Genomic DNA, 23,911 nt, shown 5'->3' with positions numbered 1-23,911 from the left:
GCCGGCCCCGTCGTCGCTGACCCCCGCATGAACTGAAGTTCGCCAGGTCTTGACGGCCTTCTGCGGCACCCTGCATCATCCTTGTCACATCCGTGAAACACTGTTTCACACAGTGAAACTGGAGCTGTCAGTGGATATGCACAGCGGCGATGAAGCCGCCATGAAAGCGGAGCGCGACGAACGCCCGATCGGCGCCTGGGCGGCGCAGGCGGTCCTGATCGCCATCGCCCTGTACGTCGTCGTCTCGGCCCGCGCGCTGGGCCTCTGGGCCTCGCACGGCCCCGGCCCCGGCTTCTTCCCGCTGGTCCTGGCGTTGGCCCTGGTCCTGTTGAGCGTCGCCTGGTTCGTCCAGACCCGCCGTGCCGCCGGCGGTGGCGCTGCCCGGGAGCCTTACCCGTGGCGGCGGCCGGCAGTCACCATCGCCTCGCTGGTCGTGCTCGCGGTCGTGCTGGACTTCCTGGGCTTTCAGGTCAGCATGCTGCTGTTTCTGCTCTTCTACCTGAGGGTCATGGGTCGGCGCCGGTGGCTCACGTCGGTCGTCGTCGCCGTGGTGGGCAGCGTCGGCACGTTCCACCTCTTCAACGACGTCCTGCTGGTGCCGCTGCCGTACGCCACCGTGCCGCCGTTGACCTGGCTGGGGGTGTGACGTGGACGTCGTGAACGAACTCCTGGGCGGGTTCGCCGCCGCGCTCTCCCCGCAGAACCTGCTGTTCGCCCTCATCGGCTGTCTGCTCGGCACATTGATCGGTGTGCTGCCCGGTATCGGTCCGGTGGCGGGCGTCGCGCTTCTCATTCCGCTCACGTTGAACATGGAGCCGACCAGCGCGATCATCATGCTGGCCGCGATTTTCTACGGCACCGCGTACGGCGGCACGATCACCAGCGTCCTGCTGAACACCCCCGGTGAGGCGGCCTCGGCCATCACCACGATCGACGGCTACGCGATGACCAAACAGGGCCGCGCCGGAGTGGCCCTGACCATCGCGGCCATCGGATCGTTCGTGGGTGGCGTGATCGCCACTGTCGGTCTTGTCATCGCGGCCCGTCCGCTGGGTTCGCTGGGGCTGAAGATCGGTCCGCCGGAGTTCTTCGCCCTCATGGTGGTGGGCATCTCGCTGCTCGTCGCGTTGGCGGGAAAGAGCATGGTCCGCGCGCTGATCTCCGGAGTGCTCGGCCTGCTGATCGCGATGGTCGGTATCGATCCCGTGGTCGGCGCGCCCCGGTTCACCTTCGGCAGTGAACGTCTTCTCGACGGGGTCAGTTTCGTGGCGGTCATCGTCGGTCTCTTCGGCCTGTCCGAGGTGCTCATGACCGCGGCGGGTGGCCGTACCCGGCTGTCCACCCCGGGCATGCGGGGACTGCTGCCCACGCGTACCGACCTGCGGCGCAGCGCACCGGCGATAGCCCGTGGGACCGGTGTGGGGTTCGCCCTCGGTCTGATTCCGGGTATGACCGGGTCCGTCTCGTCGCTGCTGTCGTACGGGGCGGAGCGGAAGTTCTCGCGTTACCGTGACGAACTCGGCTCGGGTGCCGTGGAAGGTGTCGCCGGGCCCGAAACCGCCAACAACGCCCACGCCAACGGCGCGCTCATTCCGCTGTTCACCCTCGGCATTCCCGCGTCGCCGACGATCGCGGTCCTCATGGGCGCCTTTCTCCAGCAGGGCCTGACTCCTGGCCCGACGTTGTTCACCGAGCATTCCGAGGTGGCGTGGGCCATCATCGCGAGTTTGTTCATCGGCAATGTCATCCTGCTGGTGCTCAACGTCCCGCTGGTGCGGCTCTGGACGGCGATCCTCCGGATTCCCGAGAAGGTCCTCACCGCCCTGATCCTGCTCTTCCTCGTGGTGGGCTCGTACACGATCAACTACAGCGTGTTCGACGTCTTCGTCATGATTCTCTTCGGGGTCGTCGGGCTTGCCATGCGGCGTCTCGACATCCCCTCGCCCCGCTGGTCCTCACCCTGGTCCTCGGGCCACTGATGGAGCGGTCGCTGCGGGAGTCCCTCGACATCTCGCAGGGCAGCTTCAGCATCTTCCTCACCCGTCCCCTGACCGTCGTCCTGCTCGCCGTCGGCGTCCTCATCGCCGTGAGCCCCCTGCTTCGGCTGCGTAAGCCGGCTGCCCTCAACGAGGACCCGGAGACCTGACGCCGAGCGGCACTGACCCCCGCCACCACCAACCCCCACAGTTATCGGAGAAGCCATGCGTCCCAGAGCGTTTCTCGCTGTCACGGCAGCACTCGCGATCAGCCTGCCCCTGGCCGCCTGCGGCCCGAACGGGTCGGCGTCCTCGGCGGGCGATGCCAGGAACTGGCCCCGCAAGGGCAAGCCGATCGAGCTTGTCGTCTCCTTCGCGCCCGGTGGCGCCGTCGACACCGCCGCCCGGCTCGTCGCTCCGATCCTGGAGAAGGAACTCGGCACCAACGTCGAGGTGGTCAACAAGCCCGGCGCCGGCGGGCAGATCGGCTACACCGCGCTCACCAGCGCCAAGCCCGACGGCTACACCATCGGCGCCACCGGCTCGCCGTCCGTGGTGGTGTCCCCGTTGGACAAGTCCCGGGGCGCCAAGTACACCCGGGAGAGTTTCCAGCCGCTCGGCATGCAGGTGATCGACCCGGCGGTGGTCGGGGTCGCGCCCGACAGCCCGTACCACACGTTGGGGGACCTGATCGCGGCGGCGAAGACCACCCCGGGCAAGATCACCGCCAGCACCACCGGTCTGCAGACCGGCGAACACTTCGCCGCGGTCGACATCGAACAGAAGACCGGCGGGAAGTTCGCGCTCGTCCACTTCTCGGAGGGCGCGTCCCAGGCGATAGCCGCCTTCCTCGGCGGCCACGTGCAGGTGTACGTCGGCAGCGCCAGTGACGTCACCGACCTGGTGAAGCAGAAGAAGATCAAACTGCTCGGGGTGATGGGCGAGGAGCGCAGCGAGTTCCTGCCCGACACGCCGACGTTCAAGGAGCAGGGCGTCGACGTCATCTCCGCGACCGCTCGTGGGTACTCCGCGCCCGCCGGCCTGCCGGCGGAGGTCGCCGCGAAGTTGGAGGCCGCGCTCAAGAAGGCGATCGAGGACCCCGCCGTCGCATCCAAGATGAAGGCCCTGGGTCTCCAGACGAGCTACCTGAGCGGAGTCGACTACAAGACGTTCTGGAGCGAGCAGGAGGAGACCGTCAAGGCCGTTCTTCCGCTCGTGATCGAGAAGTGAGTACGACGATGACGGAAACCGTGAGCGTTTCGCCGGCAGCCGCCGACTTTGCCCGTCCGAGCCCGGACCTGGTCCGCCGCCTTGCCGCGCTGCCCGCGGCGAACATCGGCGACGCCATGGAACGGTTGGGCGCGCTCGACTCCCGCATCCAGGCCATCTGGTCGGGTGCCCGGGTCGCCGGGCCGGCCCTTACCGTCTGGACGCGGGCCGGCGACAACGCGGCCGTCCACGCGGCACTACGGATCGCCAAGCCCGGAGACGTCATCGTCGTCAACGGACAGGGCGACGAGACGAGGGCACTGCTCGGCGAACTCATCGGTGGACGAGCAGCGGCGGCAGGCGTGGCCGGTTTCGTCCTCGACGGTGCGGCACGAGACGCCGCCGACCTGGCGGACATCGGCATGCCGGTGTTCGCCCGAGCCTGCACGCCGGCCGGTCCCTACAAGCACGGTCCCGGCCGGGTCGGCGTGACCATCGCGGTCGGCGGCGTCGCGGTCAGTCCCGGAGACATCGTCGTCGGCGACGCGGACGGAGTCGTCGTGGTACCACAGGCGGACGCTGAGGTCATCGCCGCCGCCGGGGAAGGGGTCTTCGCCGACGAGGCAAGGCGACGCGCGGCGATCGCTACAGTCCGTCGGTAATCGAGCGGGCGGAACAGGGAGCGGTTATGGCGGCAGAGGTCGTCCCACAGGAATCACCGGGCAAGGGCGCATCCAACATGCGATCGCTGGAACGCGCAATGGATGTTCTCGACGCGCTCGCCAGACACGAAGGGCCGGTGCGACTGTCCGACATCGCCCGTGCCACCGGTCTGCACCGGGCGACCGCGTTGCGGATCCTCACCACCCTCCAGAAGAGGGACTACGTGACCAGCGACGCCGGGGTTACCGGATCGGCGTCGCGGTTCTCGCCGCCGCGCACGCCTTTCTCGTTTCCGACAGCGTCAGTCGGGCCGCCACCCCGGTCCTGCAGGAGCTTGCGGTGACGACCGGGCTGACCGCCTCCTACCACGTGCGCTCCGGAATGGAGCGGGTGGTGGTGGCCCGGATCGAAGGCACCTACCCGCTCCGATACCAGTTGCCGATCGGCCGGCGCCTGCCGCTCTACCTGGGCGCCGGCAAGGTCCTCGCGGCGTGGATGACGGAGGTGGAACTCGAGGAGTTGACCGGGACCGCAGGCCCCATGCGTACGACCGAAGGCGAGGTCATCACGCCGGAGGCCCTTCGCGCGCAACTCGCCCTGATTCGCGCCCGTGGCTACAACATCACGGTGAACGAGCGTGCCGCCGGGACGTCCGGAGCCAGTGCGCCGGTGCACGGTCCCGACGGGGAGGTTGTCGGAGTCGCCACCCTCTCCGGCCCGAGTGAGCGTCATCCCATCGAGGACCTGGAGACCTGGGTTCCAGAACTGAGGCGCGCGGCGAGCGCCCTGGCCGCCGCGTGCGCCCGGGTCCGCTGACAGAACGACGAGCTTGGAGGCAACGAACCGTGAAGTGCGCAGTGATCGGCCTTGGTGAGGCCGGTGGCCGATACGCCACCGCCTTGGCGGACCAGGGTCACGAGGTGATCGGGGTCGACCCGGCAGACAATCCCACGCCGGACGGCGTACGCCGGGTCGGCTCCGTGCAGGAGGCCGCCACGGGCGCGGAGTTCGTACTGGTCATGACCGGTGCCGCCGCATCACCCGGCATTGCGAGAGCGGTCGCCCCGTACCTGCTGTCCGGAGTTTGCTATGCGGACTTCACCTCGTCCGCGCCAGCGGTGATGGAACAACTCGCTCGGGTCGTCGAAGCGACCGGAGCCTCCTTCGCCGACGTCGCGATCCTCGGCCCGGTCACCTGGCACGGGGCACACACACCCCTGATGGTCAGCGGATCCGGTGCCGGGGCGGTCGAGAAGCTCATGCGCACGGTGGGCGCGAAGGTCGAACCGCTCGACGCCCCGGCTGGCGCCGCCATGGCACACAAGCTGCTGCGCAGCGTCTTCATGAAAGGAATTGCCTCCACGATCTGGGAGGCAGTCGAGGCCGGTCGTGTCGCAGGTTACGAACAGTGGGCTCGCGACCAGATCGCGTCCCAGTTGGCGGGAGACGGGCACGCCGTCATCGAGCGCCTGCTCACCGGCACGAGGCTGCATGCCGAACGGCGCAGCATCGAGATGAAGGACACCGCGGCCTATCTGGAGTCCCTGGGAGTCACGCCGGTGATGACCCGTGCCACCGAGGCATCCCTGCGACGCATCGCCGCAGCCCAGTAACCCACCCCACCACCCCCGCCGCTCGGTCGATCAGGAAGTTCGCGTCGCGACACGCCGACGGCGGCTGACGCGAACTTCTTGATCATCGGTGTGGGGCGGCGGGGTGGGGAGGGGGAGGCGGTCAGGCGGGGGCCTCAGCAGCCTTGGCGTGGGCAGTGATGTGTCGGCGGGCGGCGTTGCGGTAGCGCAGCACCTGGACCGCGCCGAGCGCCCAGAGGACGTACTGCACGGCGAAGGCCCACCGGAACGCGGTCAGGTCCGGGGCGTCCCGGTCTGCCGGGGTGGCCAGGTCGAGCACCACGCCGACGGCCAGCACCAGCATGATCGAGGCGACGAAACCACCGACGTTGACGACGCCGGTGGCGCTGCCGATCCGGGTGATCGGGTTGAAGCTGCGCGCGTAGTCGAACCCGATGAGGGAGCCCGGTCCATTGACCCCCAGCACCACCACCAGCGTGACCAGCAGCCAGCCCGGCGCGCGCCCCGGCCAGGCGAGCACGACGCTCCAGACCACGGCGGTGGCCCCGGTGATCGCGAACACCAACGCCGAGCGGTGGAACGGGTGCCGGGCGCAGAAATGCGCGACGACCGGCCCGGTCACCAGCATGGCGACGGTCATCAGGGTGATCAGCAACGCCGCCGCGGTCGGGCTGAGCCCCTGCCCCTGCACCAGGAACGGATACCCCCAGAGCAGGCCGAACACGGAGCCGGAGAACTGGGTGACGAAGTGCGTCCAGAGCCCCAGTCGGGTGCCCGGCTGAGCCCACGCGTCGGCGAGTTTCCGCCGGACCTCGACGAGGGTGGACACCGCGCCGGCCGTGACCTCCCCGCCGGGGGTGTCCCGGACGGCGACGACGACCATCAGCAGCACCGTCGCCCCCACCGCCGCCAGGGTGACGAACGCGGGGGTCCAGCCCGCCCGGTGCAGCAGGGCCACCAGCGGTACGGCGCCGAGGATCGCCCCGAGCTGGCCGATCATGCCGGTGAGCTGGGTCATCATCGGGTAGCGCCGCCCCGGGAACCACAGCGACACGATCCGCAGCACGCTGATGAAGGTCATCGCGTCGCCGAGCCCGATCAGCACCCGGGCGGCGATCGCGAGCGGCACGTCGGTGGCGAGGGCGAAACCCAACTGACCGACGACCATCAGCGTGCCGCCGACGATCAGCAGTCGCCGGGACCCGAACCGGTCGAGCAGTACGCCGACCGGGATCTGCATCGCCGCGTACACGGCGAGCTGGGCGATGGAGAACGTGGCCAGCGCCGAGGCGCTGATGTCGAAGCGGTGCGCCGCGTCGACGCCGGTGACGCCGAGCGAGCTGCGGTGGAACACGGCGGCGACGTACGCGGTCACCGCCACGCCCCAGACCAGGCCGGCCGCCGACCGACGCGGGGCGACCGAAGCGCTCGGTGTGCTCGGTGTGCTCGGTGTGCTCACCGCAGTGTTCGCAGCACGTCTGCGACCTGGTCGATGTGCGTGGCGACGGCGGCGAGCCACCGCTGGGGATCGTCGGAGTCGAGCGCGGCGAGCTGGTCGGTGTGCTCGGCGATCGCCTTCTCGGCCCGGCCGGGGGAGAGTCGGAAGAAGGCCTCTCCCATCAGCAACTGCCGGTCGCGCAGCCGCTGGTACAGCTCGGCGAGGATCTCGTTGCCGGCCGCCTCCACGACCGTGGCGTGGAACGCCCGGTCGGCCTGCGTCAGCGCGGTCAGATCGCCGGCCGCGTACGCGTCGCGCATCTCGGCCAGCCGGGCGGCGAGGTCGGCCCGCAGCTCCGCGCGCCGGGGCCAGATCCGCTCGGCGGCGTGCAACTCGACCAGCCGTCGCGCCTCGATCACGTCGGTCATCTCCCGGGCGGAGACCGGCCGGATCAGCGCGCCCCGCTTCGGATAGAGCCGGACCATTCCCTCGGCCTCCAAACGCAGCAGCGCCTCCCGGACCGGGGTACGGGAGACCCCGGTGGCCTCGGCGATCTCTCCCTCGCTGACCAGCGACCCGCCCGGGTGGATCTGCTCGAGGATCGCGCGCTTGAGGTACTGGTAGGCGCGGTCGGCGGCCGAGGGCGCGACCGTTCGACCCGAGGGGGAGGGATGCGTCATGTATCTATGGTGCGTCCGTCTCGTTGTGGTGCCGTCGCCGCCCCGGCCGAAGGTGGCGTGGGCCACGATCCGGCCCGGCCTGGCCGTTGGGCCTCCTGACCAGGGTGAACACACGGTCAGCGCGAGTAAACGATCAGTGTGGGCGCAGGGTCAGCAGTCCGTCGGACGCGACGGCGAACCCGGGGGCGAACGGCGGACCGAAGCCGTCGAGCAGCTCGGCCAACCAGCGGGTCTCGTCCGGCGCGGCCCGTGCCAACCGCATCCGGCGCATCCGCATCGGGGCGGCCCGCAGTCGCCGCAGCACGCCGGTGGCCGCATCGAGGGTGGGCAGCCACAGCAGCCGTAGGTGTGGCCGGTACTCCTCCTGCCCGGCGATCCCCTCGTAGTCGTCGATCAGGTCGCCGCAGCCGTAGAGGACCAACCGGTCGCGGTACACCTCCACCGGTCGGGGGTGGTGCGACGAGTGACCGTGCACCACGTCCACGCCGGCGTCGACCAGCCGGTGGGCGAAGTCGACGTGTTCTGGCGGCACGTCGTACCCCCAGTTGGTGCCCCAGTGCACGGAGACCAGCACCCGGTCGCCCGGCCCGGCCACGGCGGCGATCCGCCCGGCCAGCGCGTCCGCCGAGGCGGCCGAGACCTCCGGCAGGTACGCCACCCCGGGCGTGCCGGCGGTGGCCGCCCAGGACGAGGGCACGCCGCTGGACGGCGCCGCCACCGACCAGACGAGCAGGTCCCGGTCCTGGCCGAGCGGGACCCGGGTGGGGCCGCCGGCCGACGCCGCGTCCCGCCCCGCGCCGGCGGTGGCGATGGCGGCGCCGGCCAGCGCGTCGAGGGTGTCGGTCAGCCCCACCGGGCCGAAGTCGAGGACGTGGTTGTTGGCCAACGCGCAGACGTCGAGCCGGGCTGCGGTGAGGCAGGCCAGGTTCCCCGGGTGCATCCGGTAGTGGATCGCCTTGGCCGGTGCGTGCGTGCCCCGGCCGGTCACCGCGGTCTCCAGGTTGACGACCCGTACGTCCGGGCGGACGTCGTCGAGCAGGTCGAGCGCCTCGCCCCAGGGCCAGGCCGGGGGCGCCGGGCGGGGGATCGGCCCGTTGGCGGCCTGGGCGAGGTCGACGTAGTCGCGGGCGTCCCGTACCGCCCGTTCGCGCAGCTCGGGCGGGCCGGGGGTGGGCAGGATCGCGTCCACGCCCCGGCCGGTCATCACGTCGCCGCCGAGGAAGAGGGTCAGGTCGGGCATCCGGCTGCTTTCCCCGTCACACCGCCCGCTCACCTGCCGACGACCGGGTGCCGCCGCACCCTGGGGTCACGCTCGGCCGGTGTTGACGTACACCCTGTTGTCCAGCCCGCGGACGAACAGGTGCAGGTCGCCGTCGTAGATGTTGGCCGCCGGGCCGCTCAGGGTCGTGCGGTTGCCGGACAGCTCCGTCCATTGGTTGAAACTGGTGCCGGCGGAGGCGATGGCATATACCTGGTCGTTGCCGCCCCGGGCGAACATGCGCAGCAGGCCGTCGTAACTGGTGAGGCCGAGCGGGCTGGCGGTCCAGCCGTTGCCGGTCACCGGGACCCAGCCGGCCCAGGCGCCGGCCGCGTACGTGTTCAGGTAGATACGGCCGTCGGTGGCGTGCACGGCCAGGCGCAGCGTGCCGTTGAGCTCGGTCACGGCGGGCGCGTCGGGGGTGGCGCCGTTGCCCGGCAGCACGGTCCAGCCGGACCAGCCGGTGGCGGTGTGGACGTTCTCGACGAGCTTGTCGTTTCCGGCCCGCACGATCAGGTGCAGTTCGCCGTTGACGACCGCGGCGGTGGGGGCGCTCGGGCTGGTGCCGCCGCCCGGCACCTCGGTCCAGCCGGACCAGGCCGTGCGGGTGGACGTGTTGACGTGGATCCGGCCGGCGTCGTCGCGTACGAAGAGGTACAGCATGTTGTTGTGGACGGCGACCGCCGGTGCGCTGGGGGTGGTGCGGCCACCGGGCACCGGGAACCAGCCCGACCACTGAGTGCCCGTGCGGACGGTGTAGATGATCTGGCCGTCGGCGCGGCGGGCGAAGACGTGCTCGCCGGAGGAGAAGGTGGTCACCGCCGGGCTCGAGGTGACGAGCTGGCCGCCGGGTACCTCGGTCCAGCCCTGCCAGTAGCGGGTCAGGGTGAGGCCGAAGGTGTGCAGGATCGGTCGGATCGGCTGGAAGTACGACCGGTAGTCCTCGTCGCTGCAGGGGAGCTCCTTGCCACCGGAGAGCACACCCTGGGCCTGGTCACCGGCGACGTAGGGGCCACCGGAGTCGCCCGGTCCGGAGCAGGCGTCGGTCACCGTCAGGCCGGTGACCACCTTGTCCGGGCCGCCGTTCCGGCCGTGGTACACGATGGTGGCGTTCTTGGTCAGGATGGTCCCGCACTGCACGCCGGTCGTGGCGCCGCTACGGCAGACCGTGGTGCCCTCGGCGGCGGGCTCGTCGCCGTTGACCGGGCCGAGGCCGAGCACCTCGGCGGTCGGACGCCAGTCGGCGTACGTACGCACCCAGGCCATGTCGGCGTACGGGAAGGAGTAGCCGCCCCAGACCCCGAGCGGCCGGCCCTGCGCGGTGAGCGCCCCGGGGGGCGTTTCGAGAGCGCAGTGCCCGGCGGTGAGGAACCCGGCGTCCCCACTGATGTTCTCCGTCACGGCGAACCCGGTCGTGCAGCCCGCCGTCCCGCCGATCACGTATCCGTTGCCGCCGGCCAGCCGGTCGGACTGCTGCTGCGGGCGCCCGGCGGCCTCGACGACGCGCACCGTGTTCTCCGGTGCCCCGTTGGCCTCGGCGAACCGCCGGGCCGCCGCGGCTCCACCCGGCAGCACCTCGACCACCAGTGTCCGACCGTCCACGTCGGTGTGCCATCCGGTCACCTCGGCCGGCACAATCGTGGCCTGGTCAAACCGGACCTTCATCCGCTCCAGCGCCGGGCCGTCCGGCACCGGCTGCGCCGCTGCCGGCGCGCCCACCAGCATCGTGCCCGCGACGCTCAACGCCGCCAGCCACCCCACCCCGATCCTTCGCACCCACAGGCCTCCTCGTCGCAGGCGCCGGGCGACGGCCCGGCACCTGGCAATGAGAACTTCCTGGCCACTGTGGTGGGTATATCTTGGTCGGGTTCCCGTCCCGAACCGCCGAGCGCTGCCCGACTGCGGGCAGGCTTCTACGCGGGCTGTGCTCCACAATGGCGGCCCTGGTGAGGGGTGGCCACATCGGAGCCGGATTGTCATCCGTCCGGGCATGGCCTGGGCAGAGCGATGTCGATATGGTTACCGGATCATTTCGGCGGCCGATGATGCCTATCATCAGCCGACCTCCCGTACCCCGAGAACGGAGGACCCGCTGGTGGTCTCACCCACCGGAGCGACGGTCAGCGGCGACGACACCGAGCCGCAGCGGCCCATCCCCAAGTTCCTGACGGAGTTCACGCCCACCCGGTGGCGTCGTCGGCTCAGTCCGTTCTCGCGCGTGCCAAAACACTCCAAGATGGGCGAGACCTGGCACGTGGCGGCGAAGACCGCCCCGGACGAACTGGTCATCGTCGACCGTCCAGCGGACATCGACCCGGACGGACCCGAGGTTCGCACCTACACGCAGTGGGCCGAACTCGTCGACCGGGCAGCGGCCTGGCTGCACCAGGCCGGCGTCCGGCCGTGGGACCGGGTGGCCGTGCTCAAGGCGAACCACCTCGACATCGTCGTGCTCGGCTGCGCGATCGCCCGGATCGGCGCCATTCCCTGCATGTTCTCCGGGTCGTACGGCCCCGAGGCGATGATTCCGATGCTGGAGCGGCTGGAGCGGCCGATCCTGCTGACCGACCGGAAGCACCTCGACAAGTGCGGCATCACGCCGGAGGTGGTCGCGAACCTCACCGTCCGGACGATCAGCGTCGACGCGGTCGAGGACCGACCGGACGTCCTGCACCTGGACGACTTCAAGGACGCGCCGCCGGTCCAGCCGAACATGCGTGAGTTCAGCGAGCCGGTGGTCATCACCCACACCTCGGGCACCACCGGGGTGCCGAAGCTGGTCATGCACTCCGCTGAGTCGATCTGGGCGATGGCGATCGTGGAGACCGAGCGGTGGCCCCGGTTCGGGCTCCGGCGCAGCGACACCGTGGCGTTCTGCGACCCGTACACGCACGAACGGCTCACCACGATGCAGTTGGCGATGGCCGCGGTCGGCCCGCGCATCATCTACCTCTCCGACCCGCTCTCGCCCCGGGTGCGGGAGCTGCTGGCGGAACACAAGCCGACGCTGGTCGAGGCGCTGCCGAACATCTACCTCGCGTGGGAGCCGCTGGCCCGGGACCCCGCCGGGCTGTTCAGCAACGTCCGTGAGTACGTCAACTCCTTCGACGCCATCCACACGCGGACGATCCGCACCTTCATGGCCGCCACGAAGCGCCGCTTCCCGATCTGGGTCCAGTCCTGGAGCCAGAGCGAGAACGGGGCGCTCTGCATCCGGCCGTTCTTCCGGTTCGTGGTGCGGCGCAGGGGACACCGGCCGCCGCCGACCCAGCTGATCGGCTGGCCCATCCCGTTCCACGCGAAGATGCGGTCGGTGAATCCGGAGACCGGGCAGGAGGTCCCGCGCGGCCAGGTCGGCATGATCGAGATCGACCAGCCCGGACGGTGCCTCGCCTACGTCGGTGAGCAGGATCGACACGACCTGAAGTGCAACGGCAACTGGTGGAGCACCGGCGACCTCGGCATCATCAACAAGTGGGGGGCCGTCCGGATCGTGGACCGGGAGATCGACCGGATCCCCAACGGCAGCGCCATCGAGTTCGAGGACCTGATCCTCGACCGGATCGACTACACCACCGAGGTCATCGTCCTGCCGGTCGCCGGTGGCCTGCCGGTCCCCGTGGTCAGCACCAGGGACGACATGCCGCTGGACAAGGCCGACTGGGAACGTGCGGTCGCCGACCTGAGCCCGATGGCCGAGCCCATCCAGATCAGGTGGGACGAGTTCCCCCGGACCGGCACCTGGAAGATCCGCCGGGTGGCGCTCCGGGAGCAGCTGCTCTCCGGCGCCGAAGCGATCGGTATCGGACGCTGGACCTGACCGCCGATCTCTGATCACCCGGATGCGGCGCCGGCCTGGTTGCGCCGGTGCCGCATCCGGTCGGGGAGAGCTGCGGTCGACCGAAGGGAACTGCGATGTTGGACCTCCTTGGCCGGTTTGCGCACCAGGTGCGTTGGTGGGTGATCGCCGGTGCCACGGTCTTCCTGGCCGCGGCCGGCGCATGGGGAGCCAACGCCTTCGACGACCTGGCCGTCGGCGGCTTCACCTACGCGGCGAGCGAGAGTTCGCGGGCCGCGGAGGTCGAACGGGAGCGGCTCGGCCGCAACGACGCGGACGTCGTGGTGCTCTTCGGCAGCGACCGTTGGACGGTCGAGGAGCCCGCGTACCGTACCGCGGCCCAGCAGGTCCTCGACCAGCTTCCGGCGGACCGGGTCGAAGGCGTGACCGACTACTGGCGAGCCAGCGAGCCCGCCCTGGTCAGCGCCGATCGCCGGGAGACGTTCGCAGTGGTGCAGATTGCCGGCGCCACCGAGAACGAGCGACTCACGAACTACCTGGCCGTCAAGGACACCCTGGACAGCCCGGAACTCGACGTCACGGTCGGCGGGCCGTTGGCGCTGGTCGACGACGTCAACACCCAGAGCAAGGCGGACCTGACCCGCGCCGAGGCGATGGCCCTGCCGATCCTCTTCCTGCTGCTGGTCCTCATCTTCCGTAACGTGCTGGCGGCGCTGCTTCCGGTGCTGGTCGGGGTGCTGGCGATCGTGGGCTCGATGGCCGGCCTCCGGCTGCTGGCGCAGTTCACCGACGTCTCGATTTTCGCGGTCAACGTGGTCACGCTGCTCGGACTCGGCCTGGCCGTCGACTACAGCCTGTTCATGGTCAGCCGGTTCCGGGAAGAGATCGGCGCAGGGCACCCGGTGCCGCAGGCGGTACGGCGGACCATGGTCACCGCCGGCCGGACGATCGTCGTCTCCGCGGTCACCGTCGCGCTCGCGTTGGCCAGCCTGGCCGTGTTCCCGCAGGTGTTCCTACGGTCCATCGCCGTCGGTGGGGTCACGGCGGTGCTGTTGGCCGGGTTCTTCTCGTTGACCGTGATGGCGGCGATGCTCGCCCTGCTCGGTACGCGCCTACGCGAGCGCCGCCGCAGGCCGGCGGCCACCGATCCGGACTCCGGCGCGTGGGCGCGGATCGCGCGGACCGTGATGCGTCGACCCGTGCTGGTCGGAGGCGCGGTGATCGCCGTGCTCGTGGTTCTCGGTCTGCCGTTCCTACGCATCTCCTACGGCTGGCTGGACACCCGGGTGCTACCCGCCTCGGCGGCGAGCCGGCAGGTGCAGGACACCCTCGAGCAGTCGTTCCCGGACAGCGTCACCCGGCCGATCGACGCCATCGTGACGCTGGCCGGTCCGGCGACCGAGCCCGCCGGCCGGCAGGAGATCGCCGCCTACCTGGAGCGGGTGGCGGCGCTGCCCGGCGTCCGGCACGCGGACGTCACCGGCCTGGCCGGTGACACCGCCCGGATCACCGTACGGTTCGACGCGGAACCGATCTCCGCTGAGGGACGGGAACTGGTCGACGCCGTGCGCGCCCTCGAACCACCCCCCGCCGGCACGGTACTGGTCGGTGGTGACGCCGCCGGCTTCGCCGACCTGATGGACATGCTCGCGGAGCGGCTGCCGTGGATGGCGCTGCTGGTCGTGGTCACCACCTTCCTGCTGCTGTTCTTCTCCTTCGGCTCACTGGTGCTGCCGGTCAAGGCGATCCTGATGAACGTGCTGAGCCTGACCGCGGCGTTCGGCGCGGTGGTGTGGATCTTCCAGGACGGCCATCTGGACGGGCTTCTCCGGTTCACCTCCACCGGCAACATCGACGTGGTGCAACCCATCCTGATCTTCGCGGTCGCCTTCGGGCTGTCGATGGACTACGAGGTGTTCCTGCTCTCGCGCATCCGTGAGCACTACGATCTGATCGGTGACAACACCGAGGCGGTCGCGGTCGGACTGCAACGCTCCGGTCGGATCATCACCAGCGCGGCCCTGCTGCTGGTGGTGGTGATCGTGTCGTTCGCGACGTCGAGCGTACTGGTCGTGAAGATCATCGGTATCGGACTGGCCATCGCCGTCGTCGTGGACGCCACCATCGTGCGGGCCCTGTTGATGCCAGCCACCATGCGGCTGCTCGGCCGGTTCAACTGGTGGGTGCCGGGACCCCTGCGGCCGCTCTACAACCGGTGGGGAATCCGCGCGGACTGACGAGCGGGAACAGGCGCGCCGACGCCCGGCGTCCGCCGCGTGGTAGCGCTGGCCGCGCCGGTGGACGTCAATTCGGTTCTCCCATGCCATTCGTGCCGCTCAGGACCTTCGTGATGCCGGCCGACGGGTGGTCGCCAGCGCCCAACCGCCGACCGGTAGGCCACCCTGGTACGCCTCGGCAGCGGGCCGCCCGGCCCGCTGCCGAGGCCGCGCTTACCAGGTGCTGCCGCCTGCGGGGACCTCGCCCCCGGCGACCATCCAGTCGTTCCACTTCAGATGGACATCGGTGAAGCGTTGGCCGTTGCTGCGGGAGACGTACACGTCGGCCGTATCGCCCCGGGTGAAGGTGGCGATGTCGTCCTTGCCGTCGCCGTTGAAGTCGCCGACGCCCGGGATCTCGTTGTAGGCGGCGAAGTCCGCGTTCCACACCGCCGCGGTGCCGACGAACGACGAGCCGTTGCTCAACGCCACGAAGACGTCGGCCTGGCCGCCCCGGGTGAAGGTGACGATGTCGGCCTTGCGGTCGCCGTTGAAGTCGCCGACGGCCGGGATCTCGGAGCCGAAGCAGAAGTCGGCGTGCCAGCGCTGCGGCGACCCGAACCGGGTCGCGGTGCTCAGCGACACCCACACGTCACCCTGGCCGCCGCGGGTGAAGGTGACCGTGTCGGCGCGGCCGTCGCCGTTGACGTCGGCGAGCGTCGGGATCTCGTTGCCCATGGCGATGCCGTTACCCCAGAACGTCGCCGCGCCGAACGCCGCGCCGTTGCTCAGCGCCACCCAGGCGTCGCCCGAGGAGCCGCGGGGAAAGGCGACGACGTCGTCCTTGCCGTCGCCGTTGACGTCGCCGACGGCCGGGATCTCGTCGTTCGGCGTGAATGAGGTGTGCCAGGCCCGCGAAGGGCCGAACCCGGTTCCGGTGCTCAGCGCGACGTTGGCGGTGCGCACGGTGCCGCGGGTGAAGACGACGATGTCGTCGCGTCGATCGCCGTTGAAGTCCCCGACCATCGGGAACTGGTCGGTGTCGGCGAACGACGACGCCCATTGCGTGGGCAGCCCGAACGGCCCGGTCCCGGACGGGTTGCTCAGCGCCACCCACACCGAGTAGTTGCCGGGGCTGCCGGGGACCACCGCGCCCCGGACGAACGCGACGATGTCGTCCTTGCTGTCACCGTTGAAGTCGCCGCTGCGGCTCATCCAGCCGTCGCTGGCCAGCGTGGGGACCTGCTCGATGATCCAGCGGGACAGTGGTCCCTCGCCGACGCGGGCGAATCCGCTGCCGGTGACCGCCCGACCGCACTCCTTGCCCTTGATGAAGCTCGTGACCCCGATCAGCCTGGCGGTTCCCTGCCCGTACGCGATCAGCGGCCCGCCGGAGTCGCCGAAGCAGATGCCGCTGATGCCTGCCCCGGCCACACCGGCGGTGAGCATCGTCTCGGCGCGGTAGGTCGGATAGGTACCGCGAGCGGCCGCGTCGTCGGCGACCTGGAGCCCGCGGACCTGCAGGACATCGGGGTAGCCGCCGGGTGAGCCGAACAGCGGGTCGCCCACCCAGGTGGTCGCACCCCAGCCGAGGGTCGTGACGCCGCTGCCGGGAAGCCAGGTGTTGCGGTTGTTCGTGAACGCCATCCGGATCGGGGTGATGGCCGACGGCGTCGACAGCTTGAGCAGCGCGACGTCGTAGTCGGGGGTGGCGTCCCAGGTGCGGGTGTACTGGGGGTGGCGGACGATGCTGCTGACCGCACGTACCTCCCCGGCGGAGTTGGTGAGGCGGGTCCGCCCGATGACCACGGTGATCTGCTGGGGGTCAGGCCGTCGGTGCAGTGCGCGGCGGTGAGGATCCAGCCGCGGTCGATCAGCGATCCGCCGCAGAACCGGGTGTCGTAGGCGTTGCCCGGCTGGTCCGCCCGCGTCAGGGCGGCCATGAACGGAAACTCTCCGTCGGCGGCCGGTAGGCCGTTGAAGATCGCGTGGGCGGGCGCGGCCGGCAGCAGGACGGCTGCCGCGGCGACCACTGCCAACGCCGCCTGTCGTAGGGGTGTGCGCATGGTAGGTCCCTTCTCGGTTTACAGTGACCGGTGTATGACCGAGTGTGTGTGGACGGCGGTGGCCAGTCGTCCGGGCGATCTGCGGTACCCGGTGCGGAAACATCCGGCGAGGGAGCTCAGAAACCTTGGTTGCGTCCGGCTGGCGGCGGCAGTGAGGTTGGCTGCGGGCCCATGATCCGGAGGACAGCCATGCAGACCACGGCGTCGCGCCACCGGTGGATCGTCGCCGGTCTCGGTGGGGCCGGCGCCTACGGCATCGCCGCCTGGACCATGGCCGTGTCGTGGTCGGTCCGCAGCCCGCATTGGTGGGAGGAGGTCTCGCCGCGCACGGTCGGGGTGGTGATCATCGCCGCGGGCCTGGTGCTCTGGGTCCGGCTGCCGAGGCCCCACATCGGGACTCTGATCACGCTCGGCGGTGCCGTGTACTACCTGCAGTACCTGCGGGCGGTTGACGGGTGGCGCTTCGCGGTCGGGTTCTGCCTGGCGTACGCCTGGATGGCGATCGCCGGGCACGTCCTGCTGAGCTGGCCGGACGGGCGGCTGCCCGGTCTGGTCGACCGGGTGTACGTGGTCGCGGCCTATGTCATCTCCATCGGCACGCAGACCGTCCGATTCGTCGTGGACGCCCCTCAGCCGCCGTGGGCGCCGCACCTGCCGCAGCACACCACCGCGTGGGGGGCCATCGGCAGCGCGTCCGGCGTAGTGATGGGCGTGGCGGCGGTCTCGCTGGTGCTGTTTCGCTGGTCACGGGCCAGCGCGGCGCGGCGGCTGCCCTCCGGGCGGGTGTGGCTCGGCGTCGGAGCGGTCAGCTCCCTGAAGATCGCTGAGGCCGCCGCCACGGTCCTGCCCGGCCCCGACCGGTTGAAGATCGGCCTGGCCCTGGCCTTCCCGGCCACCGTCCTGGCCCTGGTACCGGCCCTGAGCCTGATCCGATGGCTCCGGCTGCGCATCGGCCGGCTGCGTGTCGTCGGCATGATGCAGGAACTCGACGCCGACCCCGGGACCCCGGTCGGTCCGGCCACCATGGAGTCCGCCCTTCGCCGCACGCTCGGCGACCCGACACTGTCGGTCGCCTACGTCCGCGACGACGACACGACGATCGACACCGCTGGACGCTATGTCGACCGCCCGGCGCCGGGACCCGACCGCGCCGTCACCGAGGTGCACCGCCGGGGCCGGCTCGTCGCCCTCATCGAACACGACGTGGTGCTGCAAGAGCAGCGGGACGTGGTCGCCGCCGCCGTCGTCGCCGCCGGGCTCGCGATCGACAATGCCCGCCTGTACGCGATGACCCAGGCCCACCTCGAACACACCCTGCACTCCAGGCTGCGGCTCGCCCAGACCGCGTTCGACGAGCGTCAGCGGATCCAGCGCGACCTGCACGACGGCGCGCAGCAGCGCTTCTTCGCTGTCCTCATGCGGCTCGACGCCGCCCGCCGGCTACTCGCCGGGCCCGACAAGACCGCTGCCGTCGACGCGGTGACCGACGCCCATCGCGAGCTCACCGACGCGTTGGGCGCGCTACGCGACCTCATCCAGGGCATCTACCCGGCCGTTCTCACCGACCACGGGCTGGCCGCGGCCATCGAGCACCTGGTCGACCGGATCCCGCTGCCCGTCACCGTCGTCGTCGACCCGCAACGGTGGACCAAGTACGTGGAGATCACCGCGTACTTCGTCGTCAGCGAGGCGCTCACCAATGTGTACCGGCACGCCGGCGCGACAACGGCCCAGGTGACGATCCGCGACGAAGCCGGCGCGCTCGTCGTCGAGGTTGCCGACGACGGGCGCGGCGGCGCCACGGTCGGCAGGGGCAGCGGCCTCGTCGGCCTGCACCATCGAATCGTCGGCGTCGGTGGCACTTTTGCCGTCGACAGCCCACCCGGCTGCGGTACCACCGTCCGGGCCGTCTTCGCGCACACCGGGGGTGGACCGGCATGAGAGTCGTCATCGTCGAGGACCAGGGGTTCTACCTCGACCTGCTCGCCGACGCGCTCCACGGTCGCGGGATCGACGTCGTGGGACGGGCCCGCACCGAGGCCGAGGCGCTCGCCGTCATCGACGAAACCGCACCGGACATCGCGGTGGTGGACATCCGGCTGTCGCCGGCCCGCGACGACGACGGCCTACGCGTCGCCGAGCACGTCCGCCAGCGGTACCCCGAGATCGCCCTCCTGGTGCTGTCGGCATACCTCGAACCGGCCTACGCCCAGCGGCTGTTGACCATCGAACCGATTCCCCGCGCCGTCGGCTACCTGGGCAAGGAGCGGCTCGGCAACCTCGACGAATTGGTCCACGCATTCACGGCCGTCGACCGTGGCGAGGTCGTCCTCGACCCGTCCATCATCGGCCGGCTGATGGCCCGGCCCCGGGCCGCGAATCCGCTGGACAGCCTGACCCCCCACGAGCGGCGCGTTCTCAGCCTGGTCGCGGAGGGCCGGTCCAACCGCCGGATCGCCCAGGAGCTCAACACCAAGATCAGTACGGTGGAGCGGCAGTTCACCGTCATCGCCGCGAAGCTCGGGCTGACCAACGCCACCGACCTCGATCGGAGCAGCGTCAACCTGCGGGTCCTGGCTACCCTGACGTACCTGCGTGGCACCGGCCGGCGATGATCCAAGGCCCTGGGGCACGGCGTCACCCTCCCAGGCTGTCATCGCACCACACGCTCTCGGCGCCGGTGTATCTGGGCGCCACCCCGTCATGGTCGAGTAGGTAGTCAGCCCCGTACCGGCGGTTCGGGGCCCGATACGCGAGGATGGCCTGGTGGCTCTGGACGTGCGCGCCGACGACGACTGCCACCTGTGGACTGAACAGGCCGGCGCCGGGCCGCCGTTGGTGCTCTGCCACGGCGGTCCGGGCCTGTGGGACTACCTCGACCCGGTCGCCCGGCTGCTCGAACCGCATGCCCGCACCATCCGGTGGGACCAGCGCGGCTGCGGACGATCGCAGCGGCGCGGACCGTACCGCGTCGCCCGCTTCGTCGCCGACCACGGGACCGCCCTGCGGCACGCCGAAGACATGGCCACCCCGTGGCTGGGCATCAACCACGACTGCAACCGGGCCATCAACGCCGAGGTCAAGCAGGAGCTCGCCACCACCGAGATGGCCGGGCAGTGCCGAGCGCTCGACCTGCCCGTGCTGATCGTCGACGGCACCGAGGACATCCGCCCCCGCTGGGCCGTCGACTCGCTGCACGAGGCGCTGACCAACAGCCAGCGGGTGAGCCTCGCCGGGGCCGGTCACTCGCCGTGGGTCGAGAGCCCGGACGACTTCCGTCGGGCGGTGACCACCTTCCTGACGCAACACGCCACCGACGTCGCCCGGTAGACCCGCGTCGGTCCGCCCGCCGGCCTCCCGGAAAACGGTTCGACGGCGGTGCGGCACCGTGCCACCATGGCGCACCATGGCGAACGTCGAGCGTGTGACAGCCGGGGACCTACAGCTCATGCAGGGGCTGGCGCAGCGGGTCACCGCCACCCGCCTGGAGTTGGTGAACAGCGAGGCGACCTTCGGCGAGCTGGCCTGGAACTGGGGCAAGGGGCACGCCAGCGAGGGCGCGAGCTGGCGACGCCGGTTGTGGTTCTCCGGCGAGGATCTGGTGGCGTGGGGCTGGGCCCAGCTTCCGCGCCAGGTGCGGCGCAGCGACGGGTCGGTGAAGGACATCACCGGCGCCTACCTGACGTATCAGGTCCATCCCGACCACGCCGGGCTGGTCGACGAGGTGATCAACTGGTACGACGGGACGGCGGCGGACATCGAGCGGCGGGTGGTGCCGAGCGCGGCCGACGAGTTCGCCCTGCGGCGCTGGACGGCGCACGGCTATGTGACCGACCCGGCCTCGCTCGGTGACACCGGGTTCTGGACCCAGCTCAACGAGCGGGACCTCGCTGACGTGGCGCAGCCGGTGCTGCCGGACGGATTCCGGTTCCGCACCGCCGACGAGGCCGGGCCGGAGGCCGCGGTCCAGGCCCATCTGGACGCCTGGGCTCCGTCGACGTACACGGCCGAGGGCTACCAGGGGGTCCGGCGGGCGACGGGGTATCGCGGCGACCTGCACATCCTGGTGGAGGCGCCGGACGGCACGATGGCCGCCTCGACGATCATGTGGTTCGACGAGGCGAACAGGTCCGTCGAGTTCGAGCCGGTCGGGACGCATCCGGACTACCGGCGTCGGGGGCTGGCACGGGCGATGCTGCTGCACGGGATGCAGATGGCGCGGGCGGCCGGGGCCACTCATGCGACGGTCGCCTGCCTGGGCGCGCCGGGCCATGTCCAGGCGCGCGAGCTGTACTACGGCGTCGGGTTCCGACAGCTCTCCCGGGACGCGCCGCTCATCAGGACCGCGGGCTGAGGACCGGTCGTCCGGTCAGTCGCCGGTCCGGCCACGGTGACCCGGGCGACGAGCTGACGTAGGCGGTTTCCGGTACGGCTGAGCCGGGTGCGGTGGCCGGCCGGTAGTCGCCGCGCCGTCAGCCGGGCGAGTGCCGCGCAGCCGATCCCGACGGCCAGGGACGCGACCAGCGCCGCCCACCGCGACCACGGGGCGACCAGCGGCATCACCTGCCAGTGGGTGAGGTAGATGTACAGGGAACTGCCGGCCAGCAGCGCCGCCGCCCGGTTGACGGTCCGCCGGCTCGGCAGCCGCGGCACCCAGACCAGCAGTGCGAACCCGGCCACGATCAGCGCCTCCCGTGCCGGCTGCCCGAAGAACCCGGGCACCGTGAGCAGGGCGGCGGCGGTAACCACGAGTCGTCGTCCGGTGCTGCTGGCGCGGGCGGCGGCCCAGCCGAGGGCGAACAGCCAGAACACCACCACGGCGGACGGGACGTGGCCGCGCCCGGCCAGCCCCAGCAGGTCGTACCGGGTGACCAGACCGAGCGCGGCGAGGGCGAGCGGCAACGCGAACGGCAGGCGTCGCTCCAGCCGGTCCACCGCGGGTACGGTCAGCAGCGCGGCCGTGCCGAGCAGGACGTACACCAGCGCCTCGACGAACCAGAAGTGCCACTGGGTGGCCCCGTCGTGCGGTCCGAGGACGCTGTTGAGTAGCAGGACGTTGGTGATCGTGTAGTCGCCGGTGACCGCGCCGGCCGCAGCGATCCAGAGCGCTGCCGGCAGCACCACCCGGCCGATCCCGCGCCCGGCGGCGCGTAGCCGGTCCCGACGGGGCGCGTCGGCCAGCTGGAACCGGGCGAAGTTGAACCCGGCGACCGCGAGCAGCAGGTGCGCGCCGCCCTTGACGGTGAACAGCGGGATGTGCGAGCCGACGATCGCGATGATGGCCACCGCCCGTAGCGCGACGCTCGTCTCCAGGGCGGCGGCGCGGCGGCGCGACGCGTCCGGCGCGGGCCGGCGCAGGTCCCGGATCGGGGTGGTGTGCCAGTCGGCGGGCAGCCTGCCCAGGGCCTCCTCCAGCCGCACGGACATCTCCACGTACGACAGGGAGTCGCCGCCGAGGGAGACGAAGCTGTCGTCCGGGGTGACGTCGGCGACGTCGAGCACCCGCTCGTACAGCCGGCACAGGTCCGGCCCGGCCGTGGCGGTCGGTTCGGCGGGAAGCGCCAGCAGGGCGGGCCGGTCGGGCTTGCCGTTGCCGAGCCGGGGCAGCTCGGCCAGCACGCGCACCCGTACCGCCCGCGCTGGCAGCCCGGCCGCCGTGGCGGCGAGCCGCCGGACCCGGTCCGGCTCGGCCGGGGCCTCGGCCCCCACGACCAGCTCCCGGTCGGTGCCCGCGCAGTACGCCGACACGCCGGCCGCGCGTAGCCGCTCCTCGACCCGCGCCAGGTCGACGCGCAGTCCGAAGATCTTGGCGAAGCCGCCGACGCGTCCCACGATCTCCCACAGACCGTCGGGGGCGTGGCGGGCCACGTCGCCGGTGCGCAGCTCGTCGACGGTGCGGCCGAGGGCCAGGTCGGCGGGGTCCTCCGCGTAGCCGAGCATCACGTTCGGTCCGGTGTAGACCAGCTCCCCGGTGTCCGGCTCCGGCCGGTCGGGCAGCGGGCACAGCCGGAACGAGCCGCCGGGCACCGGAACGCCGATCGCCTCGGGGCGGGTGGCGGCCAGATGCGGCGGCAGGTACGCCATCCGGGCGGTGGCTTCGGTCTGGCCGTACATGACGTACAGGTCCCAGCCGCGCCGGCGGCCGAGGGCGGCGTACCGGGTGACCCGCTCGGGGTCGAGCCGCCCGCCGGCCTGCGTGACGTAGCGCAGGTGGGGTAGACGCATCTCGGCGAAGCCCACCCGGTCCAGCAGCTCGAACGTGTACGGCACGCCGGCCAGGGCGGTGCCCCGGGCCGCCCGGAACAGCTCCCAGAACCCGTTGTCGGCGACGGACAGGTCGGTCAGCAGCAGCGCGGCTCCCCGCAGCAGGTGGCTGTTGACCACCGACAGCCCGTAGCAGTAGTGCAGCGGCAGCGTGGTGGCCGCCCGGTCGGTGTCGCGGATGCCCAGGTAGCCGGCGATGGCCTCGGCGTTGGCCTGCAGGTTCGCCCGGGACAGCCGGACGAGTTTCGGGGAGCCGGTCGAGCCGGAGGTGCTCAGCAGCAGAGCCAGTTCGGGATGCAGCTCGTGCCGGCTGCCCGGCCGGCGCTCGTCGAGCGCCATCGTCCCGCCGTCGCGGCGCAGCACCACGTCCGGGTCGTACGACTGGATCAGCGCGTCGGTCGCCGCAGTGTTGTCGCCGGGGGCCAGCAGCAGCGGGTGTCCGCCCGCGAGGGCGGCGAGGTACGCGACCAGCTCGTCGAGCCGGTTGGCGCCGGCGAGCAGGACCAGCCGTCGGTGCGGGCCGAGGCGGGCGGCCAGCTCGTCGACCCGGCCGGCCAGGTCCCGGTAGCTGAGCGGGCCGTCCGCGGTGATCACGGCGGGACGGTCGCCGTGGCCGGCCAGGTCGGCGGCGAACGGCACCGGCTCGATCGCAGGGAGCACGTGCATGGCGCTCAGGTTAGGGCAGGCTCACCTCATATCGAAAGGTCGGGTCGCCGGAGTCACCCTCGGTCGGACGAGAAGAAACTTGCG

The 23,911-nt window shown here is 71.1% G+C and carries 20 protein-coding genes and 1 pseudogene; 14 read left to right on the top strand and 7 right to left on the bottom strand.

All coding sequences use genetic code 11. The features are described 5' to 3' along the window. Positions 1-160 precede the first annotated feature (160 nt). Genes GA0074692_RS12380 through GA0074692_RS12350 form a run of 8 tightly spaced genes read left to right on the top strand, consistent with a single transcriptional unit; the run spans position 161 to position 5,461 of the window. Positions 161-646, top strand: coding sequence for a tripartite tricarboxylate transporter TctB family protein (locus GA0074692_RS12380; protein ID WP_176738428.1), 486 nt, complete (start codon positions 161-163; stop codon positions 644-646). Between the two features lie 10 nt (positions 647-656). Next, positions 657-1,979 (top strand): tripartite tricarboxylate transporter permease, encoded by a 1,323-nt coding sequence (locus GA0074692_RS12375; RefSeq protein ID WP_218106639.1) that lies wholly within the window; start codon positions 657-659, stop codon positions 1,977-1,979. Further along, positions 1,979-2,146 (top strand): hypothetical protein, encoded by a 168-nt coding sequence (locus tag GA0074692_RS35375; RefSeq protein WP_218106638.1) that lies wholly within the window; start codon positions 1,979-1,981, stop codon positions 2,144-2,146. The genes GA0074692_RS12375 and GA0074692_RS35375 overlap by 1 nt, the downstream gene beginning before the upstream one ends. 55 nt (positions 2,147-2,201) lie before the next feature. Further along, a complete protein-coding gene (locus tag GA0074692_RS12370) occupies positions 2,202-3,206 on the top strand; it encodes a Bug family tripartite tricarboxylate transporter substrate binding protein (RefSeq protein WP_091643670.1) in 1,005 nt (334 codons plus the stop codon). 20 nt (positions 3,207-3,226) lie between these two features. After that, on the top strand, positions 3,227-3,847 hold the full coding sequence (locus tag GA0074692_RS12365; protein ID WP_218106637.1) for an RraA family protein: 621 nt from the start codon (positions 3,227-3,229) through the stop codon (positions 3,845-3,847). 26 nt (positions 3,848-3,873) lie between these two features. After that, complete coding sequence (locus GA0074692_RS36915) at positions 3,874-4,191, top strand: helix-turn-helix domain-containing protein (protein WP_091643660.1); 318 nt, start codon at positions 3,874-3,876, stop codon at positions 4,189-4,191. Next, on the top strand, positions 4,098-4,664 hold the full coding sequence (locus GA0074692_RS12355) for an IclR family transcriptional regulator (protein WP_425413386.1): 567 nt from the start codon (positions 4,098-4,100) through the stop codon (positions 4,662-4,664). The genes GA0074692_RS36915 and GA0074692_RS12355 overlap by 94 nt, the downstream gene beginning before the upstream one ends. Further along, a complete protein-coding gene (locus GA0074692_RS12350) occupies positions 4,646-5,461 on the top strand; it encodes an NAD(P)-dependent oxidoreductase (protein ID WP_342672835.1) in 816 nt (271 codons plus the stop codon). Before GA0074692_RS12355 ends, GA0074692_RS12350 begins: the two co-directional genes overlap by 19 nt. A 121-nt stretch (positions 5,462-5,582) precedes the next feature. Here the strand turns inward: GA0074692_RS12350 and GA0074692_RS12345 are convergent, their stop codons facing one another. The 4 genes from GA0074692_RS12345 to GA0074692_RS12330 form a co-directional block, all read right to left on the bottom strand. After that, positions 5,583-6,899: an MFS transporter gene (locus GA0074692_RS12345; RefSeq protein WP_091643650.1), complete on the bottom strand. Its 1,317-nt coding sequence runs from the start codon at positions 6,897-6,899 to the stop codon at positions 5,583-5,585. Further along, positions 6,896-7,558 carry a GntR family transcriptional regulator gene (locus tag GA0074692_RS12340; RefSeq protein WP_091643645.1) on the bottom strand — a complete coding sequence of 221 codons (663 nt, stop codon included), beginning with the start codon at positions 7,556-7,558 and terminating at the stop codon, positions 6,896-6,898. Before GA0074692_RS12340 ends, GA0074692_RS12345 begins: the two co-directional genes overlap by 4 nt. 133 nt (positions 7,559-7,691) lie before the next feature. Then, on the bottom strand, positions 7,692-8,798 hold the full coding sequence (locus GA0074692_RS12335) for a CapA family protein (protein WP_141725250.1): 1,107 nt from the start codon (positions 8,796-8,798) through the stop codon (positions 7,692-7,694). Between the two features lie 66 nt (positions 8,799-8,864). Then, positions 8,865-10,592 (bottom strand): DUF8189 domain-containing protein, encoded by a 1,728-nt coding sequence (locus GA0074692_RS12330; RefSeq protein WP_176738427.1) that lies wholly within the window; start codon positions 10,590-10,592, stop codon positions 8,865-8,867. 319 nt (positions 10,593-10,911) lie between these two features. Here GA0074692_RS12330 and GA0074692_RS12325 point away from each other — a divergent pair, with 319 nt between their 5' ends. After that, a complete protein-coding gene (locus tag GA0074692_RS12325; RefSeq protein WP_218106635.1) occupies positions 10,912-12,636 on the top strand; it encodes a class I adenylate-forming enzyme family protein in 1,725 nt (574 codons plus the stop codon). 95 nt (positions 12,637-12,731) lie between these two features. Further along, positions 12,732-14,852, top strand: a complete 2,121-nt coding sequence (locus tag GA0074692_RS12320; RefSeq protein WP_091643633.1) for an MMPL family transporter — start codon at positions 12,732-12,734, stop codon at positions 14,850-14,852. Positions 14,853-15,065: 213 nt separating this feature from the next. Here GA0074692_RS12320 and GA0074692_RS36495 read toward each other — a convergent pair whose 3' ends face one another. Next, a complete protein-coding gene (locus GA0074692_RS36495; RefSeq protein WP_425413385.1) occupies positions 15,066-16,646 on the bottom strand; it encodes an FG-GAP-like repeat-containing protein in 1,581 nt (526 codons plus the stop codon). Between the two features lie 23 nt (positions 16,647-16,669). Further along, positions 16,670-16,897 (bottom strand): annotated as a pseudogene (locus GA0074692_RS36910) (trypsin-like serine protease); the annotation flags it as partial. A gap of 189 nt (positions 16,898-17,086) precedes the next feature. On the opposite strand from GA0074692_RS36910, the gene GA0074692_RS12310 reads away from it, so the two are divergent. The 4 genes from GA0074692_RS12310 to GA0074692_RS35985 all read left to right on the top strand — a co-directional run bounded on the left by GA0074692_RS12310 (position 17,087) and on the right by GA0074692_RS35985 (position 21,251). Then, complete coding sequence (locus GA0074692_RS12310) at positions 17,087-18,838, top strand: sensor histidine kinase (RefSeq protein ID WP_141725249.1); 1,752 nt, start codon at positions 17,087-17,089, stop codon at positions 18,836-18,838. Further along, complete coding sequence (locus GA0074692_RS12305; protein WP_091643621.1) at positions 18,835-19,512, top strand: response regulator transcription factor; 678 nt, start codon at positions 18,835-18,837, stop codon at positions 19,510-19,512. The genes GA0074692_RS12310 and GA0074692_RS12305 overlap by 4 nt, the downstream gene beginning before the upstream one ends. A 151-nt stretch (positions 19,513-19,663) precedes the next feature. After that, positions 19,664-20,227 (top strand): alpha/beta fold hydrolase, encoded by a 564-nt coding sequence (locus GA0074692_RS33930; RefSeq protein WP_141725248.1) that lies wholly within the window; start codon positions 19,664-19,666, stop codon positions 20,225-20,227. Positions 20,228-20,303: 76 nt separating this feature from the next. After that, entirely contained in the window at positions 20,304-21,251 is a 948-nt protein-coding gene (locus GA0074692_RS35985; protein ID WP_091643617.1) for a GNAT family N-acetyltransferase, read from the top strand. Here GA0074692_RS35985 and GA0074692_RS12290 read toward each other — a convergent pair. After that, positions 21,191-23,827 carry an AMP-binding protein gene (locus tag GA0074692_RS12290; RefSeq protein WP_091643612.1) on the bottom strand — a complete coding sequence of 879 codons (2,637 nt, stop codon included), beginning with the start codon at positions 23,825-23,827 and terminating at the stop codon, positions 21,191-21,193. The genes GA0074692_RS35985 and GA0074692_RS12290 overlap by 61 nt on opposite strands. Positions 23,828-23,911 lie beyond the last annotated feature (84 nt).

The organism is Micromonospora pallida (genome assembly GCF_900090325.1).
GTDB classification, from domain to species: domain Bacteria; phylum Actinomycetota; class Actinomycetes; order Mycobacteriales; family Micromonosporaceae; genus Micromonospora; species Micromonospora pallida.
Note: the sequence above shows the minus strand (reverse complement) of the source record. Positions and strands in the feature narration are given on the sequence as shown.

Bases quoted from the DNA above. Each gene is read 5' to 3' on its own strand.
- GA0074692_RS12380 (WP_176738428.1), top strand. From the start codon at position 161: ATGAAAGCGGAGCGCGACGAACGCCCGATCGGCGCCTGGGCGGCGCAG.
- GA0074692_RS35985 (WP_091643617.1), top strand. From the start codon at position 20,304: ATGGCGAACGTCGAGCGTGTGACAGCCGGGGACCTACAGCTCATGCAG.
- GA0074692_RS12370 (WP_091643670.1), top strand. From the start codon at position 2,202: ATGCGTCCCAGAGCGTTTCTCGCTGTCACGGCAGCACTCGCGATCAGC.
- GA0074692_RS12290 (WP_091643612.1), bottom strand. From the start codon at position 23,827: ATGCACGTGCTCCCTGCGATCGAGCCGGTGCCGTTCGCCGCCGACCTG.
- GA0074692_RS12320 (WP_091643633.1), top strand. From the start codon at position 12,732: ATGTTGGACCTCCTTGGCCGGTTTGCGCACCAGGTGCGTTGGTGGGTG.
- GA0074692_RS12305 (WP_091643621.1), top strand. From the start codon at position 18,835: ATGAGAGTCGTCATCGTCGAGGACCAGGGGTTCTACCTCGACCTGCTC.
- GA0074692_RS12335 (WP_141725250.1), bottom strand. From the start codon at position 8,798: ATGCCCGACCTGACCCTCTTCCTCGGCGGCGACGTGATGACCGGCCGG.
- GA0074692_RS36915 (WP_091643660.1), top strand. From the start codon at position 3,874: ATGGCGGCAGAGGTCGTCCCACAGGAATCACCGGGCAAGGGCGCATCC.
- GA0074692_RS35375 (WP_218106638.1), top strand. From the start codon at position 1,979: ATGGAGCGGTCGCTGCGGGAGTCCCTCGACATCTCGCAGGGCAGCTTC.
- GA0074692_RS12310 (WP_141725249.1), top strand. From the start codon at position 17,087: ATGCAGACCACGGCGTCGCGCCACCGGTGGATCGTCGCCGGTCTCGGT.
- GA0074692_RS12340 (WP_091643645.1), bottom strand. From the start codon at position 7,558: ATGACGCATCCCTCCCCCTCGGGTCGAACGGTCGCGCCCTCGGCCGCC.